This is a genomic window from Synechococcus sp. R6-5 (genome assembly GCF_047461775.1).
GTDB lineage: Bacteria > Cyanobacteriota > Cyanobacteriia > Thermostichales > Thermostichaceae > Thermostichus.
Map to the genome: position 1 here is coordinate 1 of NZ_JANSHV010000231.1, position 3,047 is coordinate 3,047.

Annotated in this window: 2 protein-coding genes; both read right to left on the reverse strand. The window is 60.8% G+C overall.

Annotated elements, in window-relative coordinates; genetic code table 11:
• Nucleotides 1-2,305, reverse strand: a 2,305-nt coding sequence (locus tag NW818_RS11690) for a PAS domain S-box protein (protein WP_414424648.1), incomplete at its 3' end; no start/stop codon positions are given.
• Between the two features lie 18 nt (nt 2,306-2,323).
• Nucleotides 2,324-2,965: an ABC transporter permease gene (locus NW818_RS11695; protein WP_414424649.1), complete on the reverse strand. Its 642-nt coding sequence runs from the start codon at nt 2,963-2,965 to the stop codon at nt 2,324-2,326.
• Nucleotides 2,966-3,047: the final 82 nt, after the last annotated feature.

Consider the following 3,047-nt stretch of genomic DNA (forward strand, 5'->3'; position numbering starts at 1 on the left):
GGGTGCGCAGCTCGTGGGAGACGGTGCTGAGGAAATCATCCTTCAGCAGATTCAGCCGCTCCAATTCCTTCACCTGCGCTTGGGCTGCTTGGTACAGACGGGCTTGGCGGATGGCCAGGGCACACAAGTTGGCCACCTGATAGGCCAGTTGAATCTCGTCTTCGGAAAACTCTTGCTCCGGCAGCCGCTCCAACAGCAAAGCTCCCAGCCGCTTCTCTTTGTCCCAAAGGGTGCAGGCCAGCAGCCGCACCCAGCGTCCCTCTTTCCCTGTGCGACAACAGCAGTGGATTTCCCATTTCTGCTGTGAGGAAGAATGGGACTGCAGCAGGCGCAAGAACTCCGGGTCGCTGGCGTAGTCTCGGCCATGCAAGGGATCCGCCCTGTCGCCCTGAGCTGCATCAGAAGAGAGAAGGGGGGAGTAGCAGTAGCCAGGGATCCAGGTTGACCCATCTTCTAAAAGCAGCAGGATTTGGCAGCAGGTTAGGCCTAGTGCCTCGGCAAGGGTTCTGACCACTTCTTCAAGAATTTCCCCCTCGTTTAGGCTGACCACCATCCGGCTGCTGATGGCGCGCAGCACCCCCTCAAAATGCAAGGCTTGCTGCAGCTTGGCCGTGCGCAGCTCCACCTGGGCTTCTAGCTCCCGGTTGAGGGCCTGCAACTGCTGTTCTGCCCGTTTCTGCTCGGTGATCTCCCGCCCCACCGACAGGATCTCCACCAGGCGGCCTTGGCTGTCGAAAATGCCCTGATCCACCCAGCTAATCCAGCGGGACTGGCCGTTTTCTCCGGGATACTCCCGCTCGCTGCAGTAGAAAGGATGCTCAGGCGTGAGAGCAGCAAAAGCTTGCAACACCTTAGCCTGCTCTTCTTCCGGCAGCCGATCCCGCCAAGGTTGGCCCACCACCTCCTCTGCCCGCCGACCGAAGAAGCGCAAACAGGCAGGATTGACATAGGTGATGCAGGTATCGGGCCGAAAGCGGCAAATGAGCTCTGTCTGCTGTTCCACCACGGCGCGGTATTCTTGCTGCTGCTGCCACAGACGATCCAGCAGGGCCTGCTGAGCTGCTGCCGCCTGCTGCCAGGCTTTGGTTAGCGTCTGCACCTCCTGGATGGGGCCGGGATCCAAAGGAGGCCAGGGCTGGAAACCGCTTTGGATAAATTGCTCGGCTACTTGGGTGAGGCGGCGCAGGGGACGGGAGAGAGCTTCGCCGAGGAGGATCCCTGTCCCCAGCATGCTCAGCAATAGCCCACCCCCCAGCAGCGCAGCCTGTTGGGCGCCCCGATGGACTTCGGCCAGAAGGGTTGCCTCTGGGATCCCATGCACAAAATAAAAGCCCAGCCTCCCTTTACTCTGAACGGACTCCACCTCCACCCAGTAGGGGATCCCGCCAACCACGAGGCGCAGCGAATTCTGAGAAGAGGCCGTCTCCCAGGAGCCCACCTGCTCTTGCACAGCCACCAGCAGCGGATGGGGAGCAGGCCCCGCCGTACTGGCCACCACCTGTCCTTCCTCGTCCAGCAGAAAACTCACCTCTGCAGGAGAACGGCCTTCCATCTCTTCCAGAAAGGCTTGAAGCTGCCGGACGGAGAGGGAAGCCACTAAGCTGCCGTAAACCCGCCCCCCCGAGTCGGTCAGGGATAGGGACGTCATGATCAGCCGCTCTGGATCCTGGGCAGGAAGCTCCGCAAAAAATCGGGTTACCACCCAAGTGTCGCGGATCCCTTCCGACTGCAGGAGCTGGGGAAACCAGAACAACTGCCTCAGATCCACAAAGCCCAACCGGCGAGTGAACCCTGTGGGATCCCCTGTTTCCGGATCCCGTTGGCGGCTCTGGGCGGATCCCGGCAAGAGGCCGGGTGTGTGGTAAGTCCAGATCGACCCATCGGCGTGGCGGCGGGCGATCACAAACCCCCCTTGAGCCGAGACAAAGCCGACATAGCTGAGCTCAGGAAATGGCTGCAACTGGCGGGCAAAGTGAGCTTCCAGCACCTCTAGATCGGCTGGGCTGGGGGTTGTCAAATCGGGCAGCAGCCCCCCCCTCACTGCCCCTTGATTGAGGGCATTGATCTGAAGGGGAATTTGCAAATATCTGGCAAGATGCTCTTCGGTGCGGTCGGTAACTTCCCGCCTCAGTTGCTCCGTCAAGCGCAGCGCCAGGTGTCGCCCGCCCTGCCAGGAGAGATAGGCCACTCCCCCCACTCCCCCTGCTACTGAGAGCACTAGGGGCAGCAGCAACGCCACCCGCAAAGGAATGGAGCGGAAAGGCCACCGGGATCGCACTTCAGAAGAACTAGAGGAAGACAGCATGGGATCCCTCACAGAACCTCAGGCTTGGGGAGGTTCCAAAGCCCGCTGCAGAGTGCCAAGGCCGATCTCGGCCGCAATAGCCAGAAGGGCCACTGGAACCGCCCCCACCAGCAGGATGGCGTTGTCGTAGAGGGCAAACCCCAGGGTGATGAAAGTACCCAGCCCTCCCGCGCCGATGAATGCTGCCAGGGTAGCACTGGCAATCACCTCAATGGTAGCCGTTTTAACACCGGCCAAGATCACCGGCAAGGCCAAAGGGATCTCCACGTGCCGTAACACCTGGCCAGGAGTCATGCCCATGCTCAGGGCAGCTTCCCGCAGGGCCGGCTCAAGGCTGCGGAAGGCCACATCCGTGCTGATCAGAATGGGGGGCAACGCCAGAAGGGTTAGGGCGACAACTGCCGAACGAAAGCTGAGGCCGAAATAGGGGATGGCCAAAAACAAAATGGCTAAACTGGGGATCACCCGCAGGCTGCTGAACGCATTGATCACCACCAGGGAAAGCATCTGGGAGCGGGAGCTGAAAAAGCCCAGCGGCAAACCCGACAGCAGCCCCATTCCTAAAGGCACCGCCACCAGTTGTAGGTGTTGGACGAAGGCTTGAAACAGCATGTCGCTGTGGTTCTGGGCGTAGGCCAGGGAGCGGGCCAAAAGGCTCATCTAGAGGTGTGTGGATGACAGAGGGATCCAAGAACAGCCCCAGTGTACCGCCTTCAGCCGTTCGCGCCAGCGGGACGGAGTC